Consider the following 15,511-nt stretch of genomic DNA (forward strand, 5'->3'; position numbering starts at 1 on the left):
GTGATTCGCGGCACGGCACGGCCGTGCCTGCCGCCGCGATCGCACGCGCGGCGCATTTGCTCAGGCCACGTCGGCCCACTGCGCGAGGCCTTCGAGCACCAGTGCCGGTGCATCGATCGCGTGCGGCAGCTGCGCGCGCAGTGCGTCGCTGCCGCCGCCATGCAGCAGCAGCCGCGGCACCGCACCGGCCTGCGCCTGCACGACGCGCAGGCTGCGCTCGACCAGCGCCAGCGCGGCGCCGGTGCAGCCCGAATCGAGCGCGTCGTCGGTGTCGTCGGCAAACTCGACGTAGCGGCCGCCATGCGCCGGCAGATGCGCGGCGCGCGCATGCAACGCCTCGCGCATCAGCATCGGCGAGGGCGCGATGCGGCCGCCGCGATGGCGGCCATCGGCGTCCAGCCAGTCGATGGTGAGCGCGGTGCCCACGCCGACCACCAGCGCTGCCTCCACGCCGCGCGCACGCGCGCCGAGCAGGGCGAGGAAACGGTCGACGCCCAGCCGCGCCGGCTGCGCGTAGGCGATCGCCACCCCGCCGAAGCGGCGCTGCGTGCATGCCAGCGAAATGCGTCCGCAGCGCTGCGCCAGCGCGTCGAGCAGTTCGACGCGCAGGCCGGTCGCTGCAACGCTTGCCAGGCAGGCGTCGGCGAACTCGGCCGGCAGCACGGCCGCCAGGTCGCCGTTGAACCGCACGCCGTCATGCGCGATCGCGTGCACCGCGCCGATGCGGCCGGCGGCATCCACCGGCGCGCACTTGAGCCGGGTGTTGCCGAGGTCGAACAGCCAGCGGCTCATCGCGGGCGCACGCTGACTTCGCCGGCGTGGAACGCGCGCACCTGGCCGTCGTCGAGGCGCACGCGCAGCGCGCCGTCCGGGGCGAGGCCAAGCGCGGTGCCGGCGCGGTCGCCGTCGCCACCGTGCAGCACGATGCTGCGGCCAGCGAGCGCGTCGAGTTCGCCATGGCGCGGCAGGAAGGCCGGCAGGCCGTCGCGATCGAATTGTTCCAGCGCCGGCAGCAGCGCCGCCAGCAGCGCGGCCGCGACCGTACTGCGCGACGGCAGGCGGCCGGGCGCGAGCGTGGCCAGGTCGATCCAGGGTTGGTCGATGGCGCGCCCGTGCGCGGCCGGCATGCGTACGTTGAGGCCGAGGCCGATCACCGCGCGCACCGGTCCGGCATGCTCGCCGCTGCCTTCCACCAGCAGCCCGCCGAGCTTGCGCAGCGCATGCCCCGGGTTCGGTCGGGAGCGGTCGCCTTCGACCACCACCAGGTCGTTGGGCCACTTGAGCCGGACGTCGCCCAGCCCCAGCGTGCGCAGCGCCTCGGTGGCAGCCACGCCGGCCACCAGGCTCAGCCCGCCCAGCCGTGCCAGGCCGCCATCGAAACCGCGCGCCAGCGACAGGTAGAGGTTGGCCGCCAGCGGCGAGGCCCAGTTGCGTCCGCGGCGGCCGCGGCCGTCGGTCTGGCGTTCGGCCAGCAGTACCGCGACGCCGTCGCGCGGCGCTTCGCGGCGCAGCAGCTCGGAGCTGGTGGAATCGATCGACCAGGCCACTTCCAGCCCGGCCAGCTGCGCACGCGCGGCATCGGGCATCGCCCGCATGATGGCGTCGGCGTCGAGCAGGTCCAGCGGCTGCGCCAGCGCATAGCCGCGACCGGCGCGCGCCTCGATCGCCACGCCGGCCTCGCGCAGGCCCTCGATGCGCTTCCACACCGCAGCGCGGGTCTCGCCGTTCTCGCGCGCCAGCGTGTCGCCGGACACGGGGCCGGCGATCAGGCGCTGCAGCAGCGCGCGCTCACCGCTCATCGGCGCCGCCGCGGCATGTGGTCCGCCATGGTGGATGCGCGCCTGCCGGCGAAGGACGGAACGCAGGCGCTGGAGGGGAGTCCGATATCCGACATCGGGCGATTATCAGCGACCCGATGCGCCACTGCTTGCCGTGCCGGCAGACGAGCGCCGGGCTTGCTGCGACGCAGCATGCAACCGTCTGCATGCCCGCCGCATCCAAGGTATAGTCCCGCACTGATCGCGGCTCCGGCCAAGGATCCCCCCATGTCCATCCGACTCGCACTGTCCCTGCTGTTGCTGTGTGCCAGCTTGCCGCTGGCTGCGCGTGACATGCGCATGATGAGCGCCAACGGCGATGGCGGCAGCACTTGCCAGGACGACGTGGCAGCACAGGGCGACGACACCGTCCGCCCCGCCAGCGCCAAGCCCGTGACCCACGCGGTCAAGCCGGTCAAGGACAAACCCGGCGTGCGCCGTGCGAGCGACACTATCGGCGATATCCGGCCGCCGCGCTGGCACAGCTTCCTGCCGGGCATGTTCCGCTGACCGCGCGCGTGTGCGTGCGCTGATTCGCCGCCTGTTCGCAGGCAACCCGCCCTCCCCGCCCGACCCGACCCTGTGGGCCGGCGTGCGCCGGCGCGTGCGCTGGGTCGCCGCGCTCGACGACGACCGCGACGCACGCCTGCAGGCACTCGCCGCACGCTTCCTGCGCGACAAGACGATCACCCCTGTCGGCGAACTGGAGCTCGACGACGCCGCGCGCATGACGCTGGCCGCGGTGTGCTGCCTGCCGCTGCTGGAATTCGGCGAACAGGGCCTGCGCGGCTGGTCGCAGCTGATCGTCTATCCCGACGCCTTCCGCGTGAACCGCAGCCACGTCGACGCCGCCGGCGTGCTGCACAAGTGGGAAGACGAACTGATCGGTGAAGCCTGGGACAGCGGCCCGCTGATCCTGTCGTGGGCCGACGTGCAGGCCGACCTCGACGAGCCGGACGCGGGTTTCTGCGTGGCGGTGCACGAGATGGCGCACAAGCTCGACGCGCTCGACGGCGTGCTCGACGGCACCCCGCCGCTGCCGCGCCCGTGGCAGCGCGAATGGGCGCGCGATTTCCAGGCCGCGTTCGACGCCTTCGTCGCGCAGGTCGACCGTGGCCGCCACACCAGCATTGATGCGTACGCGGCCGAGGCGCCGGAAGAATTCTTCGCGGTGTGCAGCGAATACCACTTCAGCGACCCGGCCACGCTGCGCCGCGCGATGCCGGTGGTGGCAGCGCACCTGGAGCGGCTGTATGGAAAGGCGCCATCCCTGATCGCTCCCAGCTGAAGAGGAAGCCCGGATTGGTGGGAGCGGCCATGGCCGCGATAGCCCGCCAATCGCGGCCATGGCCGCTCCCACAGGCTTTTGCCGGCGCAATCACCAACGCATGAAAAGCCGTCGGGGCGTCGCCCCGACCTACAGCCCCGGCGGCAGCGTCACCTGGAAGCGGGCTCCACCCAGTTCCTGTGAGGGGCCGACGCTCAGCTCGCCGCGATAGCTGCGCACCAGGTCCTGCACGATCGACAGGCCGATGCCGTGGCCCTGCACGCGCTCGTCGCCGCGCACGCCGCGCTGCAGGACGTAGGCGATGCGATCCTCGGGAATGCCGGGGCCGTCGTCGTCGACGACCAGCACCAGCCCCGGCCGCCGGTTGGGCTGGGTGGCGCCCGGCCCCGCGGTGAGCAGCACCCGCGACTTCGCCCACTTGAAGGCGTTCTCCAGCAGGTTGCCGAGCAGTTCCTGCAGGTCGCCCGGCTCGCCGTAGAACTGCACGCCCTCGTCGATCTCGAATTCGCAGATCACGCCCTTGCCGGCGTAAATCTTCTCCAGCCCGCGCACGATCTGCTCGGCGTGCGGCTCGATCGCCACCGGCGCGGCGAACAGCTTGTGGCCGGCGGAGGCCGCGCGCCCGAGCTGGTAACCGACCAGGTCGTTCATGCGCCGTACCTGGATATCGACCTCTTCGCGCAGTTCGGCCTCGCTGGCATCGTTGTCCAGGCGCGTGCGCAGCACCGCCAGCGGTGTCTTCAGGCTGTGCGCCAGGTCGGACATCGTGTTGCGCTGGTGGTCGAGGTTCTCACGCTCGCTCTCGACCAGCGCATTGATGCTGTCGGTAAGCGGCTCGAGTTCGCGCGGGTGGTGCTCGCTCATGCGGTTGGCCTCGCCGCGCTGCACGCGCTTGAGTTCGCTGACCACGTTGCGCAGCGGCCACAGGCTCCAGCGCAGCACGAACATCTGCAACAGCAGCAGCACCACGCCGGCGATGCCCAGGTAACCCCACAGCGCGGCGCGGTACACACGCACCTGGCGCGCCAGCGTGCCCTCATCCTCCATCACGTAGACGGTGTAGGGGCGTTCGATCTCGACCCCGTTGCCGCTCTCCTGCACCGCGGCGGCGCCGATGCCATAGCGGAACACCTCGCCCCGCTCGCCGCTGGTCTTGACGATCGGCAGCGGGCCGCGGAATTCCTCCTGGTTGGGCGTCAGCATCTCCTCGTCGGGCAGCTGCGGCCCGCGGGTGGACATCGACTGCCACGACTGCTGGCCTTCGGGCAGCACGATCACCGCGTAAAGCCCGCTGCCCGGCTGGTCGAAACGCGGGTCCGGCGGCACTTCGGGAACGAAGATGTCGCCATTGCGGAAGAATTCGACGCCGCCGACGTAGTTGTAGGCGTAGGCCTTCAGGCGATCGCGCTGCACCTGCCCTGCGACGTCGACGAAGGCGCGATCGAGCGCATATCCGGCGAGCGCGAGGAAGGCGACCAGGCCCAGGCTGGCGGCCATGAGCTGCCGCGCCTGCAGCGAACGCGGCCGCCAGGGCAGCAACGGCTTGCGTTGGCCGGTGTCCTGCTTATCGGCTCGTCCAGGCAACGGCGCCTCGCGGTGGTTGCGGATGTCGTTCGCCGCGCCGCCTGCGGTCAACGCGGCGGCGGCGCGGGGCTGGTTGGATTATCGCCGCGATGCGGCGGGGTTTCAGCCTTCGTTGCTGCGCGGGATGGCGAAGCGGTAACCGCGGCCACGCACGGTCTCGATCGGCTTGAGCGCACCCTCGGGGTCGAGCTTCTTGCGCAGCCGGCCGATGAAGACCTCGAGCACGTTGGAGTCGCGGTCGAAGTCCTGCTGGTAGATGTGCTCGGTCAGGTCGGCCTTCGAGACCAGTTCGCCGGCGTGCATCATCAGATACTCGAGCACCTTGTACTCGTAGCTGGTCAGGTCGACGTTGCTGCCGTTGACGGTGACCGTCTGCGCGGCCAGGTCGAGCACCACCGCGCCGCATTCGAGCGTGGGCTTGCTCCAGCCGGCGGCGCGGCGCACCAGCGCGTTGACGCGCGCCAGCAGTTCCTCGACGTGGAAGGGCTTGACCAGGTAATCATCGGCGCCCTGCTTGAGGCCGTCGACCTTGTCCTGCCAGCTCGAACGCGCGGTGAGGATCAGCACCGGGAACTGCTTGCCTTCCTCGCGCAGCTGCTTGACCAACTCCATGCCGGACATCTTCGGCAGGCCGAGGTCGATGATGCCGACGTCGAACGGCACCTCGCGGCCCATGTACAGGCCTTCCTCGCCATCCTGGGCGGCGTCAACGGCAAAACCCTCGCGCTTCAGGCGCGCGGCCAAGGTCTCACGCAACGGGGCTTCGTCTTCGACGAGGAGAATTCGCATCGGCTACTCCAGTGGTAATGGTTCGAGGGCAACCGTGCCCGGTCGATGTGTCGTTGTGGAAGCTTGGAAGCTCAGTTGTCGTCACCGCGTGTAGGGGTGCGGTTGCGCTGCTGCGGATCGTCCATGTAGACGCGGATGCGGCCGCGCTCGTCCATCACCTTGATGCGGTTGATGTCGCGGCCGTCGGACTGTACCCGTTCGGCGTTGATGACCCGGCCGCGGGTGGTGCGCTCGATCCTGCGCACCGAGTCGGCCAGGCCGTCATCGCGGCGTTGCCGGCGCGGCTCGGGCTGCTCCCGCTGCCGGGGTTCGGCGAACATCGATCCCGCCCGGGGCGCCTCGCGCATCTCGTCGCCGCGTCCGCGGTCGCCCTGGCCGGCGTGGCCACGGCCATGGCCGCGGCCTCCGTCCTGCGCCCACGCCCCCGCACTCACCAGCGCCAGCGCAGCGGCGGCGATCCAAGGCAGAAGGGACGGGCGGATGGACATGACCTGCGGAACTCCGGGGCGTGATGCCTGATGGGATGACGGGACGATGATTCTCGAAAGGATGCGGTGAACAGGCCTTAACTTTTCGTTTTTTCAGGCATGGGCATTCAGTCGCGGTCGCGCCTCAATAGATCTCCGCCACGCAGCAGCGCAGCGACCCACCGGCGGCCTCGATGGCATCCAGGGGCACCGGGTGCACCGCGAAACCGGCACTTTCCAGCACGTCGCGGCTTGCCGACGACAGCGCAGCCGCCGCACCTTCGCTCATCCAGACCGTATCGGCCGAGGCGGAAATGGCGTTGCCCGCAAACGCGGCGTGCTCGGCTGGCGTCAGCTGAGCGGCGTGCGGCGCATACAGCGCGGCGATGGCCTCGACCACGGCGGGATCGGCGAACCCGTCCGGGCACACGATCGCCGCCCGCCCGGCAAGCACGGCCAGCACCACGTTGGTGTGGTACTCGCCCGGCGCCAGGTCGAACAGCAGGGTCGCGCGCAGGCCGAAGGCTTCGTGCATCAGCCGTGCGCCGGCCTCGTCGCAGCGCTCGGACAGGCCGCAGAAGCCCAGCCCGCGGGCGCGGTCGATCACCAGCGCACCGGTCAGTTCGCAGGCGTGCGGCTGGGTCGACAGGTCGATTTCCGCATAGCCCAGCACGTCGCGGAAGAAACCGCGGATGTCGGGGCGGGCCGCCTCGCGCTGGCGCACCGGGTGGCGCATGCGCCCCACCACCAGCCGGCCCGGTGCGGTGGCGAAGACGTTGTTAGGGAACAGGCCGTCGGGCGCGGCCGGGTTGCCCGGGAAGCACAGCGTCGGCAGCACCGACGACAGCGCGGCCTGCAGACCGCGATGCTGCGTCCCGGCGCGCTGCGCGTCGAAGCCGCCGGCATCGGCCATGTAACGGTTGTCGCTGGCCGACTCGTCGGCGCGGGTGAAGCCCTCGGGCGAAACGAGGAAGGCCGCCTTCGCCGTCGCCGGCCCGAAATCGGGCGCGCAGCCGCGGGCGGCATCAAGGAATGCGTTCGTGTCGCGGGTGATCATGCCGCTGCCTGCTCCGTGTGCTCGGTCGCGGCCAGCGCCGTCTCGACCAGCGACCAGTCCGCGCCCGGCCGGTGCGCGCCTTCGCTGAGCACCTGGCGGAAAGCGCGCCCGCCGCGCTCGCCGTGGAACAGGCCGAGCAGGTGGCGGGTGATGTGCTTGAGCGGCACGCCTTTGTGGCCCGGGCCGCCCGCCAGCTGCGACTCCACGTAAGGCCGCAGTGCGCGCAGCAGTTCGCCGCGCGTGCGCAGCGGGCCGCCGAACCAGGCGACGTCCAGCCGGTGCAGCAGGTAGGGATCGTGGTACGCCGCGCGACCGAGCATGGCGCCGTCGGCGTGTTCAAGGTGCGCAGTGGCTTCATCCTGCGTGGCGATGCCGCCGTTGACGACCACCGCCAGCTCCGGCCGCTCGCGCTTGAGCGCGTAGGCCCAGTCGTAGCGAAGCGGCGGCACTTCGCGGTTCTCCTTCGGCGACAACCCCTTGAGCCAGGCGTTGCGCGCATGCACGACGAACATCCGGCAGCCGGCATCGGCCACCGCATCGACGAAGTCGCGGAAGGCTTCGTAGCGATGGTCGTCGTCGACGCCGAGCCGGCACTTCACCGTGACCGGCACCGGGGTCTCCAGCGCGGACACGCTTTCGATCATCGCCGCCACCGATTCGGCCACAAGCCGCGGCTCGCGCATCAGGCAGGCACCGAAGCGCCCGGCCTGGACGCGGTCCGACGGGCAGCCGCAGTTGAGGTTGATCTCGTCGAAGCCGCATTCGGCGCCGATCCGCGCCGCCTGCGCCAGCAACGCCGGCTCGCTGCCGCCGAGCTGCAGCGCCACCGGGTGTTCCACCGGATCCATCGCCAGCAGGCGCGAACGATCGCCATGGATCACCGCATTGGCGTGCACCATCTCGGTGTACAGCCGCGCATGCGGCGCCAGCAGGCGGTGGAATACGCGGCAATGGGTGTCCGTCCAATCCATCATCGGGGCGACGGACAGTGAAAGCGGCAGCAGTGGAAGGGAGCTGGACGCGGGCATCCGGTCATTGTAGGCCGGCATGGGAGCCCGCTTGCCCCTGCAGACGGCCGCGAGGCGGTGCTAGCTGCGGGCGCTGACGAAGCGCGCGAACGCGGCCACGGTTTCGGCACTGACGTGGTGCTCGATGCCTTCGGCATCGCGGCGCGCGGTGTCGGGGTCGATGCCCAGCGCAAGCAGGAAGGCTTCCACGACCTGGTGGCGCTCGCGGCTGGCCTGCGCGAGGGCCTCGCCTTCCTCGGTCAGGAACGCACCGCGATACGGCTTCTGCACCACGTAGCCGGCCTTCGCCAGGCGCTTGAGCATCTTGGCCACGGTCGGCTGGGCCACGCCCAGGCGCGCGGCGATGTCGACCTGGCGGGCCTCGCCGCCGTCGCGGATCAGGTCCGAGATCAGTTCGACGTAGTCCTCCACCAGCTCCAGGCGATGGGCTTCGCGCACCTGGCGGAAGCTTTCGGCGTGCAGGTCGGCGTCGATCAGCGGCGGCGGGGATGGCTTGGGGTTGGGCATGCCGGCTCGCGTCCTGTTGCGCGGGCGCCCGCGGGCCGGAATGCGCCGCGGGAAGCCCAAGGGTACCGCAGGTGCCATGGCGCTTGCTTTGGAACATAGCAGTGGCTATAACGAAAACCTCCCCCGCAAGGACGGCGGCCACTGTCGTGGATCGCGAAGTCATCCCACCGCCGCGCGTCGCCGAGCCCGGCTGGCGCTTCACCCGCGACCTGCACCGCGAGCCCAGCCTCGGCGCCATGAACGCCAGCGTGCCGGTGCCGAAGCACGGACAGTGGCTGCGCCGCTTCCTGGCCTTCCTCGGCCCCGGGTACATGGTCTCGGTCGGCTACATGGACCCGGGCAACTGGGCCACCGACCTCGCCGGCGGTTCGCAGTTCGGCTACACGCTGCTGAGCGTGATCCTGCTGTCGAACCTGATGGCGATCGTGCTGCAGGCGCTGGCCGCGCGGCTGGGCATCGCCACCGGGCGCGACCTCGCCCAGGCCTGCCGCGACCACTACCCGCGGCCGGTCAACTTCGCGCTGTGGCTGGTGTGCGAGATCGCGATCATCGCCTGCGACCTGGCCGAGGTGATCGGCACCGCGATCGCGCTCAATCTGCTGTTCGGCATCCCGCTGGTGATGGGCGCGCTCATCACCGCGGTCGACGTGTTCCTGGTGCTGTACCTGATGCGCCACGGATTCCGCGCGCTGGAGGCCTTCATCATCGCGATGCTGCTGGTGATCTTCGCGTGCTTCGGGATCCAGGTCGCGCTGGCCGCGCCGCCGGTGGTCGAGGTACTGGGCGGCTTCATCCCGCGCGCCGAAGTCGTCACCAACCCGGCCGCGCTGTACATCGCGATCGGCATCATCGGCGCCACGGTGATGCCGCACAACCTGTACCTGCATTCGTCGATCGTGCAGACCCGCGACTACCCGCGCGACGACGCCGGCAAGCGCATGGCGATCCGCTGGGCGGTGACCGACAGCACCATCGCGCTGATGCTGGCGCTGTTCATCAACGCCTCGATCCTGATCATGGCGGCCACGGTGTTCCACAAGGCCGGGCACACCGACGTGCAGGAGATCGAACAGGCCTACGCGCTGCTGTCGCCGATGCTCGGGGTGGGCATCGCCTCGACGCTGTTCGCGGTCGCGTTGCTGGCGTCGGGCCTGAACTCCACCGTGACCGCGACGCTGGCCGGGCAGATCGTGATGGAAGGCTTCCTGCGCCTGCGGATGCCGACCTGGGCGCGGCGGCTGGTCACGCGCGGCGTCGCCATCGTGCCGGTGGTGGTGATCACCGCGCTCTATGGCGCCGAGGGCACGGCGAAGCTGCTGGTCTTCAGCCAGGTGCTGCTGTCGATGCAGCTGCCGTTCGCGGTGATCCCGCTGGTGCGCTTCGTCACCGACCGCGAAAAGATGGGGCGTTTCGTCATCCCGCGCTGGCTGGCGATGCTGGCGTGGGTGATTGCGGCGATCATCGTGTCGCTGAACCTGAAGCTGCTGTTCGACACGTTCGTCGGCGGTTGAGCCGGCGCGTCAGCCACCAGACCCGGGCTTGCGCTTCGCCTTCGCCTTGTCGCCCGCGTCCGGCGACTTGTCCTGTGCCGGCTTTGGCACTTCGGCCGCCGGCCGGCCCCAGCGCGCATAGCTTTCGGTGATGTCCTGCTTGAGGCGCTGCATCGCGTCCGGGCGTGCGGCGATGCCCGCCTGCGCCGCGACCGCGGCCCAGCCATCGTCGTGCGATCGCCCCCAGGCCTCGACCAGCGCCCGGCATGGGCGCCCGAGCACCTGCGCCAGCGCGCAGGCGTAATAGACGTCGCCCGGCGCCCAGTTGCGCTGGTCGACCAGTTCGGTCACCAGCGCGCGCGGCGCGGCGTGGTAGCGCACCAGCTCGTCAACGAATGCGCCGCGGTAGCGCGCGCCGTAGATGTTGATGTCGGCCAGCTGGGTGTCGATCCAGGTGTCGCCGCTGCGCGGGTTCCAGTCGAAGGCATGCTCCTGCGCGAGCGCCGCGCCCGCCGACAGCAGGCCCGCCAGCAGCAGGCCCGCCGCCAGCCGCGCAACCGGCCGGCGCACGCTTTGCAGCAGGGAAACCACGGCGCTTGGCATCGTATTGCTCACGGCTTTGCTCACGGGAATCGGGCTCCTCACGGGCATCAGGGAACGATCGGCGACAGCATCGCATCATCTTGCACCGGCAGCCGCCGGCCGTGCGAGTCGCGCGCCTGCAGGCGCCCGTCCGCCGCCAGGGCATAGGTGCGGTGGCTGTCGTCACTGCCATGCAGCTGCAACAGGTCGGCCTGCTGGCGCCACTGGCCGTGTTCGACGAAGCGCGCTCCGCGGCCGTCGGCAAGAAGATAGGTTTCGACCAGCTGGTAGCGGCGCTCGCCACCCTCGCGTTCCAGCACGAGATGCACCGCGATGCCCGCGCAATCGGCGCAGGGCATGATGCCGCGCCATGCCACCTGGCCATCGGCGTGCACGATCACCGGCAGCGGCGCTGGCGCCGGTCGGCATCCGGCGGCGATGCACAGCGGCAGCGCGATCGACGGCAACAGGAGCAGGCGCATGCATCGATTGTGCGCAAGCCGGGCCGTGCTTGCACGCGCCCGTGACGCGCGCCGGCGTAGCTTGGCCGTCATCGATGACACGCTCGATGACGCGCATCGCGCCAACCGCATTCAGGAGGACGCCATGAACAGCACCCGACACGCGCCCACCGCGCGGGCGCCGCGCTCGCATCGCTGGGTGGTCTGGCTGGTGGCCGTGGTGGTGGTGCTCGGCGCCTACGCCGTCGCCTTGCGCTGGGTCACGCTGCGGGTCGAATCCGGCGTCGAGGCCAGCATCCACCCGCTGCCCGCCCAGGGCCAGCCGCAGCGGCCGGACGAGTAGCCTGCCGCACTTCTCCGCGGCGCCAAGGCGGCTGGACTAGGAATCGCCGTCCTGCCCATCTTCCCGGTGCTGGCGATCTTCCTCCCCGCAACGACCGTCACCGCATTGCCTCGCACGATGGCGGTCGAGCGGAACTTCGCGGAAATAGATCGGTCGGCCATGGGCATCACGGCGCACATGGGCCCGTGGACGATCGTTCCGGCGCGCATCCTCCGCCGTGCCCGCGGGCCGCGAGAACGCGATTGTCGGCTGGCTACCCCGCACCTGCGCCGGACCGACCGAGCCGCACGCCGAGACCAACAGCAGCGCCGTAACACCTGCCGCTGCCAACCCGCTTCGCTTCGACGCCATCGGCACACTCCAGCAATTGCCCGCGCGCCCACCATCGACCCGCCGCGGTGAACCCCCGGTCAACACACTGCCCGCCCGGCCGCGGCCACGGCGGCAATTGCGGCCACCGCCGCCGGCAAGCCTTCCGGCGACTGCACGCTGCGCATGCGGTCGCCGCCGGCGTCGATGCTGGCCTCGTTCTCGTGGCTCCAGGTCGTGTGGTACGGCATGTGCACGCCCCAGCCACCGAGCGAGAGCACCGGCGCGATGTCCGAGCGCAGCGAATTGCCGACCATCACGAACTGCCCCGCCCCGATGCCGAACTCCTCCAGCAACCGCGCATAGGTCGCCGGATCCTTCTCGCTGACGATCTCGATGCGCCGGAACAGATCGGCGAGCCCCGAGTCGCGCACCTTCGCCTCCTGGTGGAACAGATCGCCCTTGGTGATCAGCACCACGTCATGGTGCGCGGCGACGGCGGCGACGGCTTCGCGGATGCCCGGCAACAGTTCCACCGGATGCCGCAGCAACTCCTTGGCGAGGCCGACGATGCGCTGCACGTCGGCGGCGCTGACGCGCTGGCCGGTGATCTCCACCGCCGCCTCGATCATCGACAGCGCCATGCCCTTCACGCCGTAACCGAACCACGCCAGGTTGGCCTTTTCGAAGGCGTACAGGCGCTCGGCCACGCGCGCGTCGGCGAGGTCGATGTAGCCACCGACGATCTGCTCGAACTCGAGCTGCGCGGCGTCGAAATAATCCTGGCTGCGCCAGAGCGTGTCGTCGCCGTCGAAGGCGACCATGCGGATGCCGTTATCCATCGGCGCATTATGCCGGCCGACGGGAGTCGCGGAAGAAGGCCCTCGTCACGGCTGGCCATGGAGCCGTAGCGGAACCTGCACGCCAGGTACGCAAATTCGTCCGGACCATCGACCACGGACCACGGACCACAAAAAAAACGGGCGACCCGAAGGCCGCCCGTGCACACAAGCGCGGGAGTGCCGCGCGTCCTGCTTCTTACTGGCCGCCGCCGTCGGTGGCTTCGGCGGCGCCTTCGCCGGCACCTTCCGACGCTGCATGGGCCTTGTACTCGTCCGCGGTGAGCTTGCCGTCCGCATCGGCGTCGGCCGCGTCGAACACCTGCGACAGCGCCGGCACGGTGGCGACTTCGGCCTTGCTCAGGCTGCCGTCCTTGTCCGTGTCCAGGTCGGCCCAGGTGACCTGCTTGGGCTCGGCGGTCGGGGCCGCGGTCGGCGCGGTCGCCCCCGGCGGCGTGGACTGCATGGCACCGTCATCGGTGGTCGGGGTGGTCTGCGCGAATGCCAGTGGCATGGCGGCGGCGGCAACAATCGCGATCAGGCCGGACAGCTTGTTTGCATGCTTCATGTGTGTTCTCCATGGGTTGTTTGTTCGGGGATGCCGCAAATCCGATCGTGCGACACCGCCCTGGCACCGACCTTGCCCCCATGCCGATGAACATTTCCCGCGTCCCGCCGCACGCACTTACGCGCCCTTAACCACGGACCGCGCGAATGCGGCTAGTCCGTGGTGCGATGGTGGTCATGCATTCGCGGCCAGGGCGGGTGCGCGCCCCGATTTCCGGGACGATGACGACAGTGCCGCGCGTCACGCGCGGCTGAACGCAACACAACCTTTACTTGCGCGCCGGCAAGACGGCCGCCGCGCTGGCGCTCAATGCGACGGCAATGCGCGCATGCGCCGCACCAGGCCGATGCTGCTGACCAGGTAATACGCCACCAGCGCGACGATGAGACCGTACGTCAGCGGGCTGGCCTGCAGGCCAACCCGTTGCATGCCCGCATCGAGACCGTCGAAGTAGTACCAGCGCCATGCAAGCCGCACGACCAGCAGCAACGCGATCACCCCGCCGAGCCACGCGTTGGGGGTGTATCCGCGCACGCCATCGACGATGGCCACGTGCATGTGCCGGAGCGCGAGCCATCCGAGCGCGCTGCCGGCGATGCCACCGATCGCCAGCGCGGGCCACAGCCGATGCGCCGGCAGGCCCGCCAGCAGAAGCCCGCAGGCGAGCAGCGACAGCACACCGATTCGCATCAGCGTGCGCTTCGGCCGGTATGGCTGGCGTCCGAACTGGCGCCGGATGCGCCGGTAGTACAGCCAGCCGATGCCGGCGGTGACAAGCAACGGCGTGATCGCGGGTGCAGGCATGGCGGTGACCCTCTGCGGCCGGAAAAGCATAGCGCCGGTTCCGGCCGCCGCAGGTGCCGGAGGTCATCGCGTGGCCGCATCCCGTGCCGTCAGGCGTCGTCCTCCGCGCGCACCGTGACAGTCGGTTCGCCGTCGGCGTCCAGCACAACCGCGACCTGGATCGGCCGGCAGCAGACCTGGCAGTCCTCGATGTACTGCTGGTCGCCCGCGGAGTCGTCGACGAACAGGGCAATGGTTTCGCCGCAATACGGGCAGCTGATGTCGATGGCGGGCAGCATCCTGTTTCTCCGTGCGTGGTGCGCGGTGCTAGTGTGCATTCCCACCCGTGTCGACACGTGAACCGGAGCGCCGCCATGACCCCTCGCCTCATGACTCCCCGCCTGCTCGCCCTCGTCTGTACCGCCAGCCTGTGCCTGGTCGCCTGCAACCAGCCCGGCAATGCCAACGGGCAGTCCGCCGCCGACGCGCCGGTTGCCGGCGCCCCGGCCGCAACCACCGCAACGGCGCCTGCCGCCGAGCCCGCAACCAGCGACGCCCGGCCTTTCAGCGCAATCGAAGTCGCCGCGTTCGACGAACCCTGGGCGATGGCCTTCCTGCCCGATGGCCGCCTGCTGGTGACGGAGAAGAAGGGCGCGCTGAAGCTGGTCGACCTCGCCACCGGCAAGACCGGCGACATCAAGGGCGTGCCCGAGGTCGACTACGGCGGCCAGGGCGGCTTCGGCGACATCGCCCTGCATCCGCAGTTCGCCAGCAACCACGTTGTGTACGTGAGCTACGCCGAGGCCGGCGACGGCGACACCCGCGGCGGCGCGGTCGCGCGCGGCACGCTGGCGCTGGACGACAGCGGCGGCGGCACGCTGCAGGACCTGAAGGTGATCTGGCGCCAGGTGCCGAAGGTCGACGGCCGCGGCCACTACGGCCACCGCCTGCTGTTCGGCAACGACGGCAAGCTGTGGATCACTTCCAGCGAGCGGCAGAAGTTCGATCCCGCGCAGGACATGCAGTCCAACCTCGGCAAGCTGATCCGGCTCAACGACGACGGCAGCGTGCCGGCCGACAATCCCTTCGCCGACAAGGGTGGCGTGACCGCGCAGGTCTGGTCGCTGGGCCACCGCAACCTGCTGGGCATCGACTTCGACGCGCAGGGCCGGCTGTGGGAAGTGGAGATGGGGCCGCAGGGCGGCGACGAGCTCAACCTCATCGAGCGCGGCGGCAACTACGGCTATCCGATCGTCTCCAACGGCGATCACTACGACGGCCGCGTCATCCCCGACCACGACACGCGCCCGGAATTCAACGCACCCAAGACGTGGTGGACCCCGGTGATCTCGCCGTCGAGCCTGCTGATCTACTCGGGCGCGCTGTTCCCGGACTGGCAGGGCGACGCGTTCATCGGCGGGCTGTCGTCGCAGTCGCTGGTGCGGGTCGAGTTCGACGGCGACACGGCACGCGAGGCGCAGCGCTTCGACATGGGCCAGCGCATCCGCGCGGTGGAACAGGGGCCCGACGGCGCGATCTGGCTGCTCGAGGACGGCAAGGGCGGGCGGTTGCTCAAGCTCGCGCCGCGCTGACCGCAGG

19 protein-coding genes are annotated in these 15,511 nt (G+C 70.3%); 5 read left to right on the forward strand and 14 right to left on the reverse strand.

Features of this window, described 5'->3' with window-relative positions:
- Positions 1-60: 60 nt before the first annotated feature.
- Together ACTJIL_RS12905 and ACTJIL_RS12910 are read right to left on the reverse strand one after the other, a co-directional pair.
- Complete coding sequence (locus ACTJIL_RS12905; RefSeq protein WP_440756025.1) at positions 61-792, reverse strand: type III pantothenate kinase; 732 nt, start codon at positions 790-792, stop codon at positions 61-63.
- On the reverse strand, positions 789-1,799 hold the full coding sequence (locus ACTJIL_RS12910) for a biotin--[acetyl-CoA-carboxylase] ligase (RefSeq protein ID WP_440756026.1): 1,011 nt from the start codon (positions 1,797-1,799) through the stop codon (positions 789-791). The genes ACTJIL_RS12905 and ACTJIL_RS12910 overlap by 4 nt, the downstream gene beginning before the upstream one ends.
- A gap of 246 nt (positions 1,800-2,045) precedes the next feature.
- Here ACTJIL_RS12910 and ACTJIL_RS12915 point away from each other — a divergent pair, with 246 nt between their 5' ends.
- Both ACTJIL_RS12915 and ACTJIL_RS12920 read left to right on the forward strand, forming a co-directional pair.
- Positions 2,046-2,327 carry a hypothetical protein gene (locus ACTJIL_RS12915; RefSeq protein WP_440756027.1) on the forward strand — a complete coding sequence of 94 codons (282 nt, stop codon included), beginning with the start codon at positions 2,046-2,048 and terminating at the stop codon, positions 2,325-2,327.
- A 10-nt stretch (positions 2,328-2,337) separates the two neighbouring features.
- Positions 2,338-3,105: a zinc-dependent peptidase gene (locus tag ACTJIL_RS12920; RefSeq protein WP_440756028.1), complete on the forward strand. Its 768-nt coding sequence runs from the start codon at positions 2,338-2,340 to the stop codon at positions 3,103-3,105.
- Positions 3,106-3,234: 129 nt separating this feature from the next.
- Here the strand turns inward: ACTJIL_RS12920 and ACTJIL_RS12925 are convergent, their stop codons facing one another.
- From ACTJIL_RS12925 to mntR, 6 genes are all read right to left on the reverse strand, one after another.
- The gene (locus ACTJIL_RS12925; RefSeq protein ID WP_440756620.1) at positions 3,235-4,620 is read right to left on the reverse strand and encodes an ATP-binding protein; all 1,386 of its coding nucleotides are present in this window, start codon (positions 4,618-4,620) and stop codon (positions 3,235-3,237) included.
- A gap of 171 nt (positions 4,621-4,791) precedes the next feature.
- Positions 4,792-5,478, reverse strand: a complete 687-nt coding sequence (locus ACTJIL_RS12930; protein ID WP_440756029.1) for a response regulator transcription factor — start codon at positions 5,476-5,478, stop codon at positions 4,792-4,794.
- Between the two features lie 71 nt (positions 5,479-5,549).
- Positions 5,550-5,966 (reverse strand): hypothetical protein, encoded by a 417-nt coding sequence (locus tag ACTJIL_RS12935; RefSeq protein ID WP_440756030.1) that lies wholly within the window; start codon positions 5,964-5,966, stop codon positions 5,550-5,552.
- Positions 5,967-6,090: 124 nt separating this feature from the next.
- A complete protein-coding gene (locus tag ACTJIL_RS12940) occupies positions 6,091-7,002 on the reverse strand; it encodes an arginine deiminase-related protein (protein ID WP_440756031.1) in 912 nt (303 codons plus the stop codon).
- Positions 6,999-8,030, reverse strand: coding sequence for a tRNA dihydrouridine(20/20a) synthase DusA (dusA, locus tag ACTJIL_RS12945; RefSeq protein ID WP_440756032.1), 1,032 nt, complete (start codon positions 8,028-8,030; stop codon positions 6,999-7,001). Before dusA ends, ACTJIL_RS12940 begins: the two co-directional genes overlap by 4 nt.
- 60 nt (positions 8,031-8,090) lie before the next feature.
- Entirely contained in the window at positions 8,091-8,537 is a 447-nt protein-coding gene (gene mntR / locus ACTJIL_RS12950; protein WP_440756033.1) for a manganese-binding transcriptional regulator MntR, read from the reverse strand.
- Between the two features lie 209 nt (positions 8,538-8,746).
- Here mntR and ACTJIL_RS12955 point away from each other — a divergent pair, with 209 nt between their 5' ends.
- Entirely contained in the window at positions 8,747-10,048 is a 1,302-nt protein-coding gene (locus ACTJIL_RS12955) for an Nramp family divalent metal transporter (RefSeq protein ID WP_440756621.1), read from the forward strand.
- Positions 10,049-10,057: 9 nt separating this feature from the next.
- Here the strand turns inward: ACTJIL_RS12955 and ACTJIL_RS12960 are convergent, their stop codons facing one another.
- Positions 10,058-10,654 carry a hypothetical protein gene (locus ACTJIL_RS12960; RefSeq protein ID WP_440756034.1) on the reverse strand — a complete coding sequence of 199 codons (597 nt, stop codon included), beginning with the start codon at positions 10,652-10,654 and terminating at the stop codon, positions 10,058-10,060.
- Positions 10,655-10,677: 23 nt separating this feature from the next.
- Positions 10,678-11,091 (reverse strand): copper resistance protein NlpE N-terminal domain-containing protein, encoded by a 414-nt coding sequence (locus ACTJIL_RS12965; protein WP_440756035.1) that lies wholly within the window; start codon positions 11,089-11,091, stop codon positions 10,678-10,680.
- Positions 11,092-11,215: 124 nt separating this feature from the next.
- Between ACTJIL_RS12965 and ACTJIL_RS12970 the strand changes: the two genes are divergently transcribed.
- Entirely contained in the window at positions 11,216-11,413 is a 198-nt protein-coding gene (locus ACTJIL_RS12970) for a hypothetical protein (protein ID WP_440756036.1), read from the forward strand.
- Positions 11,414-11,823: 410 nt separating this feature from the next.
- Here the strand turns inward: ACTJIL_RS12970 and ACTJIL_RS12975 are convergent, their stop codons facing one another.
- From ACTJIL_RS12975 to ACTJIL_RS12990, 4 genes are all read right to left on the reverse strand, one after another.
- Positions 11,824-12,564, reverse strand: coding sequence for an HAD family hydrolase (locus tag ACTJIL_RS12975; protein ID WP_440756037.1), 741 nt, complete (start codon positions 12,562-12,564; stop codon positions 11,824-11,826).
- Positions 12,565-12,760: 196 nt separating this feature from the next.
- Positions 12,761-13,129 carry an EF-hand domain-containing protein gene (locus ACTJIL_RS12980; protein ID WP_440756038.1) on the reverse strand — a complete coding sequence of 123 codons (369 nt, stop codon included), beginning with the start codon at positions 13,127-13,129 and terminating at the stop codon, positions 12,761-12,763.
- A gap of 306 nt (positions 13,130-13,435) precedes the next feature.
- Positions 13,436-13,933: a hypothetical protein gene (locus ACTJIL_RS12985; protein ID WP_440756039.1), complete on the reverse strand. Its 498-nt coding sequence runs from the start codon at positions 13,931-13,933 to the stop codon at positions 13,436-13,438.
- Positions 13,934-14,022: 89 nt separating this feature from the next.
- The gene (locus tag ACTJIL_RS12990) at positions 14,023-14,211 is read right to left on the reverse strand and encodes a CPXCG motif-containing cysteine-rich protein (RefSeq protein ID WP_440756040.1); all 189 of its coding nucleotides are present in this window, start codon (positions 14,209-14,211) and stop codon (positions 14,023-14,025) included.
- A 90-nt stretch (positions 14,212-14,301) separates the two neighbouring features.
- On the opposite strand from ACTJIL_RS12990, the gene ACTJIL_RS12995 reads away from it, so the two are divergent.
- Entirely contained in the window at positions 14,302-15,504 is a 1,203-nt protein-coding gene (locus tag ACTJIL_RS12995) for a PQQ-dependent sugar dehydrogenase (protein WP_440756622.1), read from the forward strand.
- Positions 15,505-15,511: the final 7 nt, after the last annotated feature.

Origin of the sequence: Luteimonas sp. 22616 (genome assembly GCF_052044325.1) — a bacterium.
Lineage (GTDB): Bacteria > Pseudomonadota > Gammaproteobacteria > Xanthomonadales > Xanthomonadaceae > Luteimonas.